Annotated in this window: 18 protein-coding genes and 1 other annotated feature; of the genes, 4 read left to right on the plus strand and 14 right to left on the minus strand. The window is 50.7% G+C overall.

The features are described from left to right. Positions 1–134 precede the first annotated feature (134 nt). From ppsR to hemP, 3 genes are all read left to right on the plus strand, one after another. A complete protein-coding gene (gene ppsR, locus AC07UY_RS07195) occupies positions 135–968 on the plus strand; it encodes a posphoenolpyruvate synthetase regulatory kinase/phosphorylase PpsR (protein WP_203357996.1) in 834 nt (277 codons plus the stop codon). A gap of 155 nt (positions 969–1123) precedes the next feature. After that, positions 1124–2170, plus strand: coding sequence for a 3-deoxy-7-phosphoheptulonate synthase AroH (gene aroH / locus AC07UY_RS07200; protein WP_203357997.1), 1047 nt, complete (start codon positions 1124–1126; stop codon positions 2168–2170). A gap of 167 nt (positions 2171–2337) precedes the next feature. Beyond that, complete coding sequence (gene hemP / locus AC07UY_RS07205) at positions 2338–2529, plus strand: hemin uptake protein HemP (protein ID WP_494700962.1); 192 nt, start codon at positions 2338–2340, stop codon at positions 2527–2529. Positions 2530–2535: 6 nt separating this feature from the next. Here the strand turns inward: hemP and selO are convergent, their stop codons facing one another. From selO to thrS, 14 genes are all read right to left on the minus strand, one after another. Continuing rightward, positions 2536–3978: a protein adenylyltransferase SelO gene (gene selO / locus AC07UY_RS07210; protein ID WP_494700963.1), complete on the minus strand. Its 1443-nt coding sequence runs from the start codon at positions 3976–3978 to the stop codon at positions 2536–2538. Between the two features lie 61 nt (positions 3979–4039). Continuing rightward, on the minus strand, positions 4040–4753 hold the full coding sequence (locus AC07UY_RS07215; protein ID WP_494700964.1) for an EAL domain-containing protein: 714 nt from the start codon (positions 4751–4753) through the stop codon (positions 4040–4042). Between the two features lie 314 nt (positions 4754–5067). After that, entirely contained in the window at positions 5068–5532 is a 465-nt protein-coding gene (locus tag AC07UY_RS07220; protein ID WP_203358001.1) for an NlpC/P60 family protein, read from the minus strand. Between the two features lie 75 nt (positions 5533–5607). Further along, positions 5608–6357, minus strand: a complete 750-nt coding sequence (btuD, locus tag AC07UY_RS07225; protein WP_494700965.1) for a vitamin B12 ABC transporter ATP-binding protein BtuD — start codon at positions 6355–6357, stop codon at positions 5608–5610. Then, positions 6357–6908 carry a glutathione peroxidase gene (locus tag AC07UY_RS07230; protein ID WP_494700966.1) on the minus strand — a complete coding sequence of 184 codons (552 nt, stop codon included), beginning with the start codon at positions 6906–6908 and terminating at the stop codon, positions 6357–6359. Before AC07UY_RS07230 ends, btuD begins: the two co-directional genes overlap by 1 nt. 81 nt (positions 6909–6989) lie before the next feature. Then, complete coding sequence (gene btuC, locus AC07UY_RS07235) at positions 6990–7970, minus strand: vitamin B12 ABC transporter permease BtuC (protein WP_203358004.1); 981 nt, start codon at positions 7968–7970, stop codon at positions 6990–6992. A 102-nt stretch (positions 7971–8072) separates the two neighbouring features. After that, positions 8073–8372, minus strand: a complete 300-nt coding sequence (ihfA, locus tag AC07UY_RS07240; RefSeq protein WP_003030571.1) for an integration host factor subunit alpha — start codon at positions 8370–8372, stop codon at positions 8073–8075. A 4-nt stretch (positions 8373–8376) separates the two neighbouring features. Further along, positions 8377–10764 (minus strand): phenylalanine--tRNA ligase subunit beta, encoded by a 2388-nt coding sequence (gene pheT / locus AC07UY_RS07245; RefSeq protein ID WP_494700967.1) that lies wholly within the window; start codon positions 10762–10764, stop codon positions 8377–8379. Positions 10765–10779: 15 nt separating this feature from the next. Next, positions 10780–11763, minus strand: coding sequence for a phenylalanine--tRNA ligase subunit alpha (pheS, locus tag AC07UY_RS07250; RefSeq protein ID WP_192612044.1), 984 nt, complete (start codon positions 11761–11763; stop codon positions 10780–10782). A gap of 114 nt (positions 11764–11877) precedes the next feature. After that, positions 11878–12002: a sequence feature (Phe leader region), on the minus strand. Beyond that, positions 11953–11997 carry a pheST operon leader peptide PheM gene (gene pheM, locus AC07UY_RS07255; RefSeq protein WP_001386830.1) on the minus strand — a complete coding sequence of 15 codons (45 nt, stop codon included), beginning with the start codon at positions 11995–11997 and terminating at the stop codon, positions 11953–11955. It overlaps the preceding feature by 45 nt. A gap of 119 nt (positions 12003–12121) precedes the next feature. After that, on the minus strand, positions 12122–12478 hold the full coding sequence (gene rplT / locus AC07UY_RS07260; RefSeq protein ID WP_192612043.1) for a 50S ribosomal protein L20: 357 nt from the start codon (positions 12476–12478) through the stop codon (positions 12122–12124). 52 nt (positions 12479–12530) lie between these two features. After that, positions 12531–12728 (minus strand): 50S ribosomal protein L35, encoded by a 198-nt coding sequence (gene rpmI / locus AC07UY_RS07265; protein ID WP_003030583.1) that lies wholly within the window; start codon positions 12726–12728, stop codon positions 12531–12533. Between the two features lie 96 nt (positions 12729–12824). Continuing rightward, on the minus strand, positions 12825–13367 hold the full coding sequence (infC, locus tag AC07UY_RS07270) for a translation initiation factor IF-3 (protein WP_071828920.1): 543 nt from the start codon (positions 13365–13367) through the stop codon (positions 12825–12827). Positions 13368–13370: 3 nt separating this feature from the next. Then, positions 13371–15299 (minus strand): threonine--tRNA ligase, encoded by a 1929-nt coding sequence (gene thrS, locus AC07UY_RS07275; protein ID WP_203358006.1) that lies wholly within the window; start codon positions 15297–15299, stop codon positions 13371–13373. Between the two features lie 302 nt (positions 15300–15601). On the opposite strand from thrS, the gene yniD reads away from it, so the two are divergent. Continuing rightward, positions 15602–15709 (plus strand): small membrane protein YniD, encoded by a 108-nt coding sequence (gene yniD / locus AC07UY_RS07280; protein WP_162379854.1) that lies wholly within the window; start codon positions 15602–15604, stop codon positions 15707–15709. Positions 15710–15788 lie beyond the last annotated feature (79 nt).

Below are 15788 nucleotides of genomic sequence, written 5' to 3' on the forward strand. Positions count from 1 at the left end.
AAAAAATGAAATGTACTTTTCAGTAAATATAAAAATAGTGTTTCATTTTATAAAATAAGAGCTGAGTTATACGCTTCTGTCTTTTTTTAATTTATGCTTTCAGAGAATTATGTGTGCTCTTCAGGATGAACAAAATGGATAATGTTGTTGATCGTCATGTTTTTTATATTTCTGATGGTACGGCCATTACTGCCGAAGTGCTGGGACATGCTGTCATGTCGCAGTTTCCCGTGACGATCAGTAGCATCACGCTGCCGTTTGTCGAAAATGAGAGTCGCGCCAGGGCGGTCAAAGACCAGATCGACGCGATTTACCAGCAAACTGGTGTGCGCCCGCTGGTGTTCTACTCCATTGTGCTACCCGAAATCCGCGCAATCATTTTGCAAAGCGAAGGTTTCTGTCAGGACATTGTGCAGGCGCTGGTCGCGCCGCTGCAGCAAGAAATGAAGCTTGACCCGACCCCGATTGCGCATCGCACCCACGGTCTTAATCCCGGCAATCTCAATAAGTATGATGCGCGCATCGCCGCCATTGACTACACCCTCGCGCATGATGACGGCATTTCGTTGCGCAACCTCGATCAGGCTCAGGTGATCCTGTTGGGTGTCTCACGTTGTGGAAAAACGCCGACCAGTCTTTATCTGGCAATGCAGTTTGGCATCCGGGCGGCAAACTACCCCTTTATTGCTGATGATATGGATAATCTGGTGTTACCCGCGTCTCTGAAACCCCTCCAGCACAAGCTTTTTGGTTTGACGATCGAGGCGGAACGTCTGGCGGCCATTCGCGAAGAGCGCCGTGAAAACAGCCGTTATGCTTCACTGCGCCAGTGCCGGATGGAAGTGGCGGAAGTTGAAGCGCTGTATCGTAAAAACCAGATCCCGTGGTTGAACAGTACCAATTACTCGGTAGAAGAAATTGCGACTAAAATTCTCGACATTATGGGATTGAATCGCCGAATGTACTAATGCGCTAGTGCAATGATTCAATTTTCGTTATCATCTCTGATAGCTTGCGAGGTGTGACACGCCTCGCACTTGAAATCAGCAGGGATTGGTTTATCGTGATGCCCATCACTTCCCGGTAGTCCTGCCGTTGAAGCAACAAATTTCTGAGAGATGTAATGAACAGAACCGACGAACTCCGTACTGCGCGTATAGACAGTCTTGTCACCCCCGCCGAATTGGCGCTACGACATCCCGTATCGTCCGCTGTTGCAAGCCACGTTACCGACTCGCGACGCCGGATTGAAAAAATATTGAATGGTGAAGATCCCCGCCTGCTGGTGATCATTGGCCCTTGCTCAATTCACGATCTTGATGCCGCGATGGATTACGCCAGCCGTTTGCAAACACTGCGTTCAAAACATCAGGCGCGCCTGGAAATCGTCATGCGCACCTATTTTGAAAAGCCGCGTACCGTTGTTGGCTGGAAAGGCTTAATCTCCGACCCTGATTTAAACGGCAGCTATCGTGTTAACCACGGCATTGAACTGGCGCGAAAATTACTGCTGAAAGTCAATGAATTAGGCGTACCAACCGCGACTGAATTTCTCGACATGGTGACGGGGCAGTTTATCGCCGATCTGATCAGCTGGGGAGCCATTGGCGCACGGACCACAGAAAGCCAGATCCACCGTGAAATGGCTTCCGCACTCTCCTGCCCTGTCGGATTTAAAAACGGTACTGATGGCAACACACGCATTGCCGTCGACGCCATTCGCGCCTCCCGCGCCAGTCATATGTTCCTTTCACCGGATAAATCGGGCCAGATGACCATTTATCAGACCAGTGGCAACCCTTATGGTCATATCATTATGCGTGGCGGTAAAAAGCCCAATTACCACGCTGAAGATATTGCCGCCGCCTGCGATACCTTGCACGAGTTTGATCTGCCGGAACATCTGGTGGTGGACTTTAGTCACGGCAACTGCCAGAAGCAGCACCGCCGCCAACTGGACGTGTGTGATGACGTTTGCCAGCAAATTCGTAATGGCTCCACTGCGATTGCCGGGGTCATGGCCGAAAGTTTCTTGCGTGAAGGCACGCAGAAAATCGTTAGCGGTCAACCGCTGGTGTACGGTCAGTCGATTACCGACCCCTGCCTGAACTGGGAAGACACCGAACTGTTGCTGGAAAAATTAGCCTCCGCCGTGGAGTGCCGTTTTTGATGTACGGCCCATTCCTTCGGGGATGGGCGCTTCCTTCCTCACCCTTATTTTGCTCATCACCCTCTTCGCTACGCATCAACACGCAACGCTCATTTAACACTTGCCGTTACCGTCCATATTATTGATAATAATAATCATTGTTAAATTGATTTTTATTAATGAACGCTATGTCACGTATGGATCACACCGAGTCACCTCATTCTAAGGAAAAGAGCAGCGTCCCTCCCCCCAATGATACGGAACGGCGGATCAGCAGCCAGACGTTATTAGGTCCACAAGGAAAAGTGATCATCGATCATGATGGTCAGGAGTATCTGCTGCGTAAAACGAACGCCGGTAAGCTTCTCCTGACCAAATAAACTGTTCTAGCTTGAGCAACTGACTTCCAGCCGTTTTCCCCAGTCGGGAGGACGGCTGACATAGTCATCATCTCTGTCGGTAAACGGTGTGCGCAGTACCTGATGCAGTTGGTGCAATTCGCGCGTATCCCCACGTTCCGCATTCTCTATAGCACGCTGAGCCAACCAGTTGCGCAGTACCACCGCAGGGTTGGCGCGCTGCATGTGTTGCTGACGCAATGCATCATCAACCTGTTCCCGTTGCAGGCGAGCGCGATACTGTGTGAACCACTCGTCAAAGGCGGCACGGTCAACAAACTCATCACGCAACGGAGATGCCGCGCTTTGCTGCTCTGTCTGGCTCAACATTCTGAATGTTCGGGTATAGTCGCTTCTCTCGCGCGCCATCAGGCTGAACAAAGCGTTGAGTAACGCATTGTCGTCTTTCTGTTCGCTAAAGAATCCCAGCTTTTGCCGCATCCGTTGGCCGTAACGCGTCAACAGGGCCAGTTGATAGCCATCCAGCGCATCATTGAGTGTATCAACCGACATAAACGGAGAAAGCGTCTGCGCCAGTCGTTGTAAATTCCATAGCCCCACAGCGGGTTGGTTTTCAAAGCTGTAGCGCCCCAGATGGTCGGAATGATTGCAAATCAGCCCAGGCTGATAATCATCCAGAAAACCAAACGGCCCATAATCTATCGTCAACCCCAGGATAGACATGTTGTCGGTATTCATCACGCCATGGGCAAATCCCACGGTCTGCCAGTCAGCGATAAGCGTCGCCGTACGCGACACCACATCCCGAAACCAGAGCGTGTATTTATCATCTTCATCCTGAAAATGGGGCCAGTAGTGGCGAATAGCAAAATCAGCCAGCTGGCGCACTTTTTCAGGTTCACGGCGATAGTAGAAGTGTTCAAAATGGCCGAAACGCATATGGCTTTGCGCCAGACGCATCAACATTGCACCGGTTTCCGGCGTTTCCCGGTAAACCGGGGAATCGCTGGTCACAATCGACAACGCACGGGTCGTTGGGATCCCCAGGTAATGCATCGCCTCACTGGCCAGACTCTCTCTGATCGTAGAGCGCAGTACGGCTCGCCCATCGCCCATTCGCGAATACGGGGTTAAACCCGCGCCTTTCAGATGCCAGTCAAGCGTCGTGCCATCGGGCAGGAGTTGTTCTCCCAGCAGAATGCCGCGTCCGTCGCCAAGTTGCCCCGCCCAGACACCAAACTGATGTCCGCTGTAGACCTGGGCCAGAGGCGACATTCCGGGAAGTAAAGATTCACCACCCCAGACACCCGCTCCACGTTCAATATCAAAAAGTGAGGCTGGAATATCAAGCTGTTGTGCCAAAGCATCATTATGCCAAATCACACGGGCATTGCTCAGGGGAGTTGGGGAAAGAGCGGTATACGTTGCCGGCAACTCATCGCGCCAGCGAGCGGTAAAAGACAGGGTCATAGGGCCTCCTGTTTGTAGTGTAGTCGGTTACTACCGTCTTAAACACCAGCAAATAGAAGGGTTATCGCTGTACCAGAGTCGTTATCTGACCGACCGATACGGCTGGCCACAAGCAGCCCTGCAATACGCTGAAACCTAAAGGGGTTACGCGGGCCTTCATCTCTTCCGTATCGATACCCGCAATTATAACGGAATCACAACAGGATGATATTTGCGAAACAATAGCCTGCATAAACGGTTCAAATGAAATGCTCATTGCTCTGTGCTGAACAAAACTTTTATCCAGTGCAACCCGTTTGAAAAGACCGTCAAAAATGGCTTTCATTGAAGAATCACCCGCACCAAAATTAGCCAGTATGAGTGGAAACCGAGCCGCTAATTTCACCAGTTTTGGATTTTCTTTTCCACGATTTAATTCAGGGTAATTTTCATTAATCATTAATTCAAGAAATGAAAATCGCTTAACACGCGCGTTAAACTGGTCGTCATATATTAATGCGTCAACCACCGCTGGTGTTAATTTTATCCAGGCATTCAATTTTTGTTGAATAAAGAAATGTTGGCACGTTTCAATCAGTGAGAGTTTTTCTTCGAATAAACGGCACTGCTCTTCAGCCGACAGTCGGGGTATGACCAGCTCTGTCGGCATACGTACAGAGCCATCGTCACTGACAAAGTTTGCAATGATTTCTAAACCGACAAGATCCCCTTTTACACTCCGCGCGGGCAGAAACAAGAGATCGGAGTGATAGGAATTATCCAGTGAAACAATCATTTTGCCAGCCCCGCTGTTTGGGTGTAATCCGGCATCCTGTAACAACGGATGGAAAACGACATCATTTCAGAGACTAATGGGGGTGCTTTCATTTTATCCTTTTTATCCGGTAAACCGGGTCCTTTTTTTAGCTTATCCTGATTATAAACCAATATCCAGTTTTACACTTTTTCATGGGATGCGCGCGAATTTACGCTAACCACATTACTTTCATGAATAGTATGGTTATCAGGAAACCAGCCTTATGTCATTAATCGCAAAATTCCATTTTTAAATACGGATGATAAGCCAGGAAAACCTTGTCATCCGTATGATTAAATTCTTCGGGCCTGCCAAAAATTTTTGCGCCAGTAGACATTGTCGAGAGATGAACGCATCACCCCTCGACTGGTCGACGCATGGATAAATTGATTATTGGTGTCATAGATACCGACATGCAAACCACTCTCACCCGAACCGGTTTTAAAGAAAACCAGATCGCCGGGCAGGAGATCATCTTTGTCGATTTCCGTACCAATTTTGGACTGTTGTCGGGTGTCTCGTGGCAGTTGCAGAGAGAACTGGTCACGCATCGTCATCAACACAAACCCTGAACAGTCCACACCACTACGGCTCATTCCGCCATAACGGTACGGTGTTCCGCGCCAGTTCTGTAACTGATCATTGAGACCCGCGATCACCGTAATGGAATCCGAAAGTCTGGCATTTGGCGCAGGAGCGCGATGGCTACTACACCCAGCTAACACCAGTGCTGCGATAAGAAGGAACCAAAAACGCATTCAGGACGAATCCTCTTTTTTATTTTTATATCTATATAGCGTGGAAAGCGCCTTATTTTCAAGAAACCATTTAACTTAAGTGGTTGATATGAGCATTCTGTGGCCTTCCACATCAAGCCGCCGGAAGTTTAACCCATACGCACGGGCTAAATTGGGCGGTGTCAGCACCTCTTCACGCGGCCCACAGGCAATCAACGCCCCACGTTTCAACAGCCACGCCTGATGCGCGTGACGTAGCGTGTGGTTAAGATCATGGCTGCTCATCACGACAGCAATTCCCTGCAGGCAAAGCCGACTGAGCAATCGGTCCAGTGCGTTTTGTTGCGCAACATCCAGGCTGTTCATCGGTTCGTCCAGAAGCAACAATTGCCCGTGAGGATTAGAATCTGGTGAAATTTGTAGCATTACCGCCGCAAGACGGACACGTTGCCACTCGCCGCCGGAGAGTTGATTCGTGCCTCGTTCCAGCTTATCGCCCAATCCGAGTGCCTCTGCCACCTCTTTCAGCAGATCGGTTCGTGTTTTATCGGGCTGATGAAGCGTCAGGTAATGCCAGACAGGCATGGCAAAAGGGGGATTTTGCTGTTGCGCAAGGTAGGCGCGATGTTGGGCAAGCTTTGCGGCAGGCCAGGATTCCAGAGCCGTACCGCCAAATACGACAGTTCCGGCACCGCTGGTCAGGCCTGCCATCCGCGCCAGCAGTGTGCTTTTCCCCGCCCCGTTAGGTCCGACAAGGTGTAAGATTTCGCCAGCTTTGATCGAACCTGAAAGTGGACCAAGCCGGGTGCTTTCAGCCACGTCCTGTAACTGCATCAACGGAGACATTATTTCTCCAACGCCAGTTTGATACTTTCCATGACAATGGGATCGTCAGGCGTCATGTCGGGTGAAAAACGCTGCACGACGTGTCCATCCCTGCCCACTAAAAACTTCTCAAAGTTCCACAAAATATCGTCAGGATACAGCGGCGCACGTCCTTTGCTGGCCATCCGCTCGTAAAAAGCGCTCGCCTGCGGGGCAATGGCCGCAGGCGCGGCAGCGACCAATTTTTGGTACAACGGGTGGCGGTCGTCGCCATTGACATCAATTTTGCTGAACATCGGGAACGTCACGCCCCAGGTCGTGGCGCAGTACGTTTTAATCTCATCTTCGCTGCCCGGTTCCTGCCCGAGGAACTGGTTGCACGGAAAACCCAACACGGCAAATCCACGTTCGCCCCAGGTTTTTTGCAGGTTTTCCAGTTGTTCATACTGCGGCGTTAAACCGCATTTTGACGCCACGTTAACGATCAGCAGTACATTTCCGGCATATTTCGCAAGCGAGATCTCCTCGCCGTCGATGCTTGTCACTTGAGTGTTGAGAATGGTCTTTTGCATAACGTCTCCCGGGTAACAGACGAATGAGTATTGAACAACATCAGTTTCTAATCATAGACCGAACAGCGATGATCTTTGTATTTAACGTCCTGCTTTTAATAGCAACCAGATGAAGACAGGCGCCCCTAATGTGGCCGTTACCACACCAATAGGAAGTTCTGCGGAGGCGAGCGCCAGTCGGGCAACCACATCCGCCGTCAACAGCGCAATCGCTCCTGCCAGCGCACACGCAGGCAATAAGACACGATGGTCGGTTAACCCGCATAAACGCAAGATATGGGGAATAACCAAACCGATAAAGCCGATAGCCCCGGCCAACGCCACGCTTACGCCAACCATCCATCCTGTCGCCACCACCAGAAGATTACGCCAGAACCATAAAGGCAATCCAAGCTGGCGGGCAGAGGTTTCGCCCAATGCCAGCATATTCATAGCCTGCGACTGGCAGCAAATCCAGATCAGAACCGGAATCAATGCGATCATCAACCAGCTCTGTTGCCAGTCAACGCCGCCGAAGCCCCCCATCATCCAGTACATCAACTGGCGCAGGTCAAAAGAGGTGGAAAAATAGATCGCCCACGTCATCAGTGCACTACAAATAATGCCCAACGCGACACCGGCAAGCAGTAAGCGACTGGTCGAAAGATGACGACGTGCGAAACGCAGAAGAATGAGCGTGATAATGAGTGCGCCTGCAATCGCGCACACCCCTAATGCCCAACCCGGAAGCTTACCCTGCCCTAACAGCACGGCCGCAATAAGCCCCACACCAGCGCCATTGGAAACGCCAAGCAGTCCCGGCTCCGCAAGTGGGTTTTCAAAGAGTGCCTGCATCACCGCGCCGGAGAGCGCCAGTGCGGCCCCGACCAGCAAAACAGCCAGCGTCCGTGGCAGTCGAATTTGCCAGACAAACAGGTCTCCACGGGTACCAAACCACTCACCTGGACCTATCCACTGTTCTCCAGCACATAAACTTACAGCGGCTGCCAGCAGCGTTAGCGCCGTCAGACTCAGTATCCAGCGCACATGTCGTCGCTGTTGTTGGCGGGCAAAAGTCAGCATATTTTCCATTCTGCTGAAAAGGGATGATCTTGATTTTACGGTGCTTATGCAGCAGTGAAAAGAAAAAAGGCCGCAAAAGCGGCCTTTTTAGTTAGTTAAAAATTACTCTTCTTTGGGCGTTGCGTTTTCAACCCGACTCTTTAACTTCTGTCCGGGTCTGAAGGTCACCACGCGCCTTGCTGTAATGGGAATATCTTCGCCCGTTTTCGGGTTACGGCCCGGACGTTGATTCTTATCACGCAGATCGAAGTTACCAAAACCAGAGAGTTTTACCTGCTCACCGTTTTCCAGAGCACGACGGATCTCTTCGAAAAACAGTTCGACCAGTTCTTTGGCATCCCGCTTGCTAAGCCCAAGCTTATCAAACAGATATTCTGACATTTCAGCTTTTGTAAGCGCCATAGGTTCAATCCCTCAATGATGCCTGGAATCGCTCTTTTAATGCCTCTACACATTTGGCGACGGTAGCGGCAATCTCCTCTTCTTCGAGTGTACGGCTGGTATCCTGAAGGATCAGGCTGATAGCGAGGCTCTTATAACCCTCCGCAACACCCTTACCGCGGTACACGTCAAATAAGTTTACGCCAACTACCTGATTTACGCCAACTTTCTTACACTCAGATAAAATATCTGCTGCAGGAACGTTTTCTGCGACCACAACCGCGATATCGCGACGGTTAGCCGGGAAGCGAGAAATCTCACCCGCCTGAGGCACCACGCGGTCTGCGAGCTTATTCCACTCCAGTTCAAACACCAGAGTGCGACCGTTGAGATCCAGTTTACGTTCCAGCTCAGGATGAACAACCCCAATAAAACCAATACGTTCACCTTTCAGATAAATCGCTGCGGACTGTCCAGGATGCAGTGCCGGATTGGCTTCTGCTTTGAACTGTACGTCAGCAAGTTTACCGGTCAGGTCCAGCACTGATTCCAGGTCGCCCTTCAGATCATAGAAATCAACGGTCTCTTTTGCCAGGTTCCAGTGCTCATCGTGACGGTTACCGCAAATCACCCCTGCCAGCATCAGGTCCTGACGAATGCCCAGGTTCGCCTGAGTATCAGGAACAAAACGCAGACCGCTTTCAAAAATGCGTACACGGTTCTGCTGACGGTTCTGGTTATAGACAACGGTCGCCAGTAAGCCAGTCCACAGAGACAGGCGCATTGCGGACATCTCTACAGAGATTGGGCTTGGCAGCAGCAGCGCTTCAACACCCGGGTGAATCAATTGCTGTACTTTAGGATCAACAAAGCTATAGGTGATCACTTCCTGATAGCCTTTGTCATTCAGCATCGTTTTGACGCGCTTCAGTGACAGATTGGCTTCGCGGTGTGTCCCCATGATCAGACCCGCCTGAACCGGCTCATCAGGGATATTGTTATAGCCGTACACGCGCGCGACTTCTTCGACCAGATCTTCTTCAATCTCCATATCGAAGCGCCAGCTCGGTGCAACCGCTTTCCACTCGTCCTGACCTTCCGTCACTTCGCAACCCAGACGGCGCAGAATATCGCTCACTTGCTCATCCGCAACGTGATGACCGATCAGGCGATCCAGTTTGCTGCGACGCAGGGTGATGGTCGCGCGCTTCGGCAACGTCGCTTCATGGGTGACGTCAATGACCGGACCAGCTTCACCACCACAAATGTCGATCAGCAGACGGGTCGCACGTTCCATCGCTTTGTGCTGCAGAGCCGGATCCACGCCACGCTCATAGCGGTGAGATGCGTCAGTGTGCAGGCCATGACGACGTGCGCGCCCCGTAATGGAGAGCGGGCTGAAGAATGCGCATTCCAGCAGCACATTTTGCGTTTCGTCGTTCACACCGGAGTGTTCACCGCCGAAGATACCGCCCATTGCCAGCGCTTTCTGATGGTCAGCAATGACCAGCGTGTCAGCGCTCAGTTTGGCTTCAGTGCCATCCAGCAGCACCAGAGATTCACCCTCTTTCGCCATACGCACGACAATCCCGCCTTCGATGCGGTCTTTATCAAACGCGTGCATCGGCTGACCCAGTTCGAGCAGCACGTAGTTGGTCACGTCAACCACGGCATCAATAGAACGGATACCACAACGACGCAGTTTCTCTTTCATCCACAGCGGCGTTGGTGCTTTAACGTTGATACCTTTGACCACGCGGCCCAGGTAGCGCGGACAGGCTTCTGGCGCGTCTACTGCGATAGGCAGCGTATCATTGACCGTCGCCGCAACGGGCGCGATTTCCGGCTCAACCAGCGGCGCCTGGTTCAGCACAGCGACGTCACGTGCGACACCGATAATACCTAAACAGTCGGCACGATTTGGCGTCACGCTGATCTCGATGGTGTTATCATCAAGTTTGAGGTATTCACGGATGTCGGTCCCGATCGGCGCATCCGCAGGCAGTTCGATAATGCCGTTATGATCGTCGGAAATGCCCAGCTCAGAGAAGGAGCACAGCATCCCTTCCGACGGCTCACCGCGCAGCTTAGCCGCTTTAATTTTAAAATCGCCCGGCAGTACGGCTCCGACTGTCGCCACCGCGACACGCAGCCCCTGACGGCAGTTCGGCGCGCCGCAGACGATATCCAGCAGGCGTTCACCACCCACATTGACTTTCGTTACGCGCAGTTTGTCGGCGTTAGGATGCTGACTGCATTCCACCACTTCGCCCACCACTACACCGTTAAACTCACCGGCAACCGGATCAACACCATCAACTTCCAGACCCGCCATGGTGATTTGGTTCGACAGCGCATCGCTATCGATAGCCGGGTTTACCCATTCGCGTAACCACAGTTCACTGAATTTCATTATTTATTCCTGCCTTTATTTAAACTGTTTGAGGAAACGCAGATCGTTTTCGAAGAATGAACGCAGGTCAGTCACGCCATAACGCAGCATCGTCAGACGTTCCATGCCCATACCAAAGGCGAAGCCAGAGTAAATTTCCGGATCGATGCCGACATTACGCAGCACGTTCGGATGCACCATGCCGCAACCCAGCACTTCCAGCCATTTGCCATTTTTGCCCATCACATCCACTTCTGCAGAAGGCTCTGTGAACGGGAAGTAAGAAGGACGGAAACGGATCTGCAAATCTTCTTCAAAGAAGTTACGCAGGAAGTCGTGGAGCGTGCCTTTCAGGTTGGTAAAGCTGATGTTGGTGTCAACAATCAACCCTTCCATCTGATGGAACATCGGGGTGTGGGTCTGATCGTAATCGTTACGATACACACGGCCCGGCGCGATGATACGAATCGGCGGCTGCTGGTCTTTCATGGTACGAATCTGAACGCCGGAGGTCTGCGTACGCAGCAGGCGGGTCGCATCAAACCAGAATGTGTCGTGGTCCGCACGTGCCGGGTGATGACCTGGGATGTTCAGCGCATCGAAGTTGTGATAGTCGTCTTCGATTTCCGGGCCTGTCGCCACGGTAAAACCAAGCTCGCCAAAGAAACTTTCAATACGATCGATAGTACGGGTCACCGGATGCAGACCGCCGTTTTCGATACGACGACCAGGCAGAGAAACGTCAATCGTTTCTTCGGCCAGACGCGCGTTCAGCGCAGCATTTTCTAAATCTGCCTTACGTGCGTTCAGCGCTTGCTGCACCTGCTCTTTCGCTTCGTTGATAACCGCACCAGCGGCCGGACGCTCTTCTGGCGGCAGTTCACGCAGGGTCGTCATCTGAAGGGTTAAATGCCCTTTCTTGCCCAAATATTCGACGCGTACATTGTCTAACGCGGCAACATCTGACGCCTGGTTAATGGCTGCCTTTGCACTGGCAACCAGCTCTGCGAGATGTGACATGGTTTTCCTCATTGTGTCGGTGAAGACACCGTTTGTGGTCATTATTTTTGCTCTAACTATTTCGAGTTGCAGTCTGTACGCCTGCTACTTGAAATAGATCGCGCAATTTTAGATACAAAAAAAGCCTCCACTGGGGAGGCTTTCTGGCGCTGTTTTCCGTTTCATTTCTCACGCGCTAGCCTCCTGAAGTCAGGTGCTAAAGTAAAAAAAGAAACGGAAAATAGCAGCATTCATGCTTGCGTTACCTTGTTGGGTAAAACCGAAAGACCTTTATTGAAAAGGGTTACGGGTAAATTGTCAACTGATTGATTGCACTACAAATAAAAGAGAGGGAGCCAGGCTCCCTCTTTTCACTGGCTTATGCCAGAGCTGCTTTCGCTTTTTCGACCAGAGCGGTGAACGCTAATTTGTCGAATACTGCGATATCAGCCAGGATCTTACGGTCAATTTCAACAGAGGCTTTTTTCAGGCCGTTGATGAATTTGCTGTAAGAAATACCGTTCTGACGTGCTGCTGCGTTGATACGCGCAATCCACAGTTGACGGAACTGACGCTTACGTTGACGACGGTCACGGTAAGCATACTGGCCAGCTTTGATAACAGCCTGGAAGGCAACGCGGTATACGCGTGAACGCGCACCGTAGTAGCCTTTGGCTTGTTTCATGATCTTCTTGTGACGTGCACGTGCCATTACACCACGTTTTACGCGAGCCATATGTGCTCTCCTGTATCTATATTCTTAGTGAAAAAAGTTAAACGTTAACGGCTTATGCGTACGGCAGGCACGCGATTACCAGACCCAGATCGCCTTTAGAAACAAGGCCTTTTGGACGCAGGTGACGTTTACGCTTAGTCGATTTTTTGGTCAGAATATGACGCAGGTTTGCGTGCTTACGCTTAAATCCACCACCACCGGTTTTTTTGAAGCGCTTAGCAGCACCGCGTACGGTCTTAATTTTAGGCATTTTAATAACTTCCACTTCGCATTGTTAATAAACGAAACGTAGGCGAACAACGACTGTGGAACCCGCAGGCTCCACAGACATTGCTACTTGAAGGCCTTACTGTTTCTTCTTAGGAGCGAGCACCATTATCATCTGGCGGCCTTCGATCTTCGTAGGGAAGGATTCGACTACTGCCAGTTCACTCAGATCGTCACGGACGCGCGTAAGCACTTCCATACCGATCTGTTGGTGGGCCATCTCACGACCGCGGAAACGCAGCGTGATCTTAGCCTTATCGCCATCTTCCAGAAAGCGTACCAGGCTGCGGAGTTTTACCTGGTAATCGCCATCGTCGGTACCAGGACGGAATTTAATTTCCTTAACCTGGATAACTTTTTGTTTCTTCTTCTGTTCCTTAGAAGACTTACTCTTTTCATAAAGGAACTTGCCGTAGTCCATAATACGACAAACTGGCGGTTCGGCGTTAGGGCTGATTTCAACTAAATCTACTCCAGCTTCTTCAGCTTTTTCGATAGCTTCTCTCAGACTCACAATACCCAAAGCTTCGCCTTCCAGACCTGTTAAGCGAACTTCCAGGGCGCGAATCTCGCCATTGATACGATTCGGACGTGCCGTTTGAACTCGTTTTCCGCCTTTAATACCTTATTCCTCCAGTTGTTGAAGACTGCGGCTGCGAATCTCTTGTTGCAGCTTCTCGATAACTTCATTTACGTCCAGGCTGCCCAAGTCTTTGCCACGACGGGTACGCACGGCAACTTTGCCTGCTTCTACCTCTTTGTCGCCACAGACCAACATGTAAGGGACACGACGTAAAGTGTGCTCGCGGATTTTAAAGCCTATCTTCTCATTTCTCAAGTCTGCTTTTACACGAATACCCGCATTTTGTAGTTTCTGCGTTAATTCGTTAACGTATTCAGACTGTGAATCGGTAATATTCATGACCACAACCTGAACCGGCGCCAGCCAGGTCGGGAAGAAGCCTGCGAACTCTTCAGTCAGGATACCGATGAAACGTTCCATCGACCCAAGAATTGCGCGGTGAATCATAACCGGTACCTGACGTTCGTTGTTTTCGCCAACATAAGAGGCGCTTAAACGAGACGGCAGAGAGAAGTCCAGCTGTACAGTACCGCACTGCCATGCACGATCGAGGCAGTCATACAGGGTAAACTCAATTTTCGGACCGTAGAATGCACCCTCACCCAGTTGATATTCAAACGGGATATTGTTTTCTTCCAGTGCAACCGCTAAGTCCGCCTCAGCACGATCCCACATTTCGTCGCTGCCGATACGTTTTTCGGGGCGAGTGGAAAGTTTGACGACGATCTTCTCGAAGCCAAAGGTGCTGTACATATCGTAGACCATACGGATACATGCGTTGACTTCATCACGGATCTGCTCTTCAGTACAGAAGATATGCGCATCATCCTGAGTAAAGCCACGTACACGCATCAGGCCATGCAACGCACCTGACGGTTCGTTACGGTGGCAACTACCGAACTCCGCCATACGCAGCGGCAGATCGCGGTAGGATTTCAGACCCTGATTGAAGATCTGAACGTGACCCGGACAGTTCATCGGTTTGATGCAGTATTCACGGTTCTCGGAAGAGGTGGTGAACATCGCATCTTTATAGTTGTCCCAGTGCCCTGTTTTTTCCCACAGAACACGGTCCATCATGAACGGACCTTTCACTTCCTGATACTGGTACTCTTTCAGTTTTGAACGAACAAAAACTTCCAGTTCACGGAAAATGGTCCAGCCGTCATTGTGCCAGAACACCATACCCGGTGCTTCTTCCTGCATATGGTACAGGTCAAGCTGCTTACCGATTTTACGGTGGTCGCGTTTGGCCGCTTCTTCCAGACGTTGCAGGTAGGCGCTCAGGGCTTTTTTATCGGCCCATGCAGTACCATAAATACGCTGCAGCATCTTATTGTTGCTGTCACCGCGCCAGTACGCGCCTGCAGTTTTCATCAGTTTGAAGTGATGGCAGAAACGCATGTTCGGCACGTGCGGACCGCGGCACATATCGACATATTCTTCATGATGATACAAGCCAGGCTTATCATCATGAGTAATGTTTTCATCAAGAATAGAGATTTTATACGTCTCGCCACGCTTCACGAAGGTTTCACGCGCTTCGTGCCAGCTGACTTTTTTCTTAATGACGTCGTAGTTTTTCTCAGCGAGCTCGTGCATCCGCTTCTCGAGCGCGTCGACATCTTCCTGGGTTAACGTACGGTCAAGATCAATGTCATAGTAAAAACCGTTGTCGACAACCGGACCGATAGCCATTTTGGTATTCGGCCAAAGTTGTTTGATCGCGTGCCCTAACAGGTGCGCACAGGAGTGACGAATGATCTCAAGACCTTCTTCATCCTTGGCGGTGATGATGGAGAGCTTCGCATCATGTTCGATGAGATCGGAAGCGTCAACCAGCTCACCATTTACACGGCCAGCAATGGTGGCTTTCGCCAGTCCTGGACCGATGTCCAGCGCAACATCCATGGGGCTTACAGCGTGGTCGTAATGGCGTTGGCTGCCATCAGGAAGAGTAATAACAGGCATGTTATATCCTTATTTGCAGTGGTGACCCACACGAAAGATCACATACAAAGTTTCAATGTTAAATTTATCAAAAAGTTATGGACTGATTCCCGCTTCACTCTGCGAAATATGTCACGTACCACTCGCGTGGCGATACCGTAACCTACATCCGCTTTTTGATAACACCGTCTGACAGTGTACACGGCATTGACGGTCGTTCAAAGCCGCAATCACACTGAACTCTATGATGTAAATCAACTGACTGACTTGCCGCGACTTTGTTACACTAAGAAAATCAGGTTGAATTTAACAGGAAAAGGATAATGCCGACGAACCGCTTTGCGAAAAAACACTGGAAGATGGTGGTTGTATTGATTGCCATCTGTGGTGCGATGCTTCTGCTACGCTGGGCGGCGATGATCTGGGGTTAACCTTCAGAATAATGGCGGAGCATAAAACGCTGTTTATTCCCTGCGCAACAATAAAACGCCAATGCGCGTTAATATTCAC

The sequence above is a fragment of the Citrobacter sp. GW821-FHT02E08 genome, from assembly GCF_059421685.1.